The sequence below is a fragment of the Aeromicrobium phragmitis genome, from assembly GCF_003674095.1.
GTDB lineage: Bacteria > Actinomycetota > Actinomycetes > Propionibacteriales > Nocardioidaceae > Aeromicrobium > Aeromicrobium phragmitis.
This window is the reverse complement of the sequence record NZ_RDBF01000075.1, coordinates 1-471: the sequence shown is the minus strand read 5'-3', so window position 1 is coordinate 471 and position 471 is coordinate 1. Positions and strand designations below refer to the sequence as shown.

The following is a 471-nucleotide window of genomic DNA, read 5'->3' as shown; positions in this document are numbered from 1 at the left end:
GAGCTCGGCCAACCGACCGTGCAGATGCTCACCGAGCTCGGTCGCTCGCGCCTGAAACTCGCCGGTCTCCAGCAGGCCGACGACCGCACGGCCCACCGCGCACGCGACCGGGTATCCGCCGAAGGTCGAGCCGTGCTGGCCGGGTTTCAACACCCCGAGCACGTCCGCCCGCCCCACGACCGCGGAGACGGGGACGATCCCACCGCCCAGCGCCTTGCCGAGTGTGTAGAGGTCGGCGCGCACGTCCTCGTGGTCGAGCGCGAACAGCTTGCCCGTACGCGCGAGCCCCGACTGGATCTCGTCGGCGATCATCAGCACGTTGTGCTCGTCGCACAGATCGCGTACGGAGCGCCAGAACCCGGCCGGCGGCACGATCACGCCGGCCTCGCCCTGAATCGGTTCCATGAGCACGGCCGCGGTGTTCGGACCGATAGCCGCCTCGACCGCGTCGGCGTCGCCGTAGGGCACCGT

The 471-nt window shown here is 70.9% G+C and carries 1 protein-coding gene; it reads right to left on the bottom strand.

Translation table 11 applies throughout. The features are described from left to right. Positions 1-471: aspartate aminotransferase family protein (locus tag D9V41_RS16315; RefSeq protein WP_133434238.1), on the bottom strand; the 471-nt coding region annotated here is incomplete at both ends.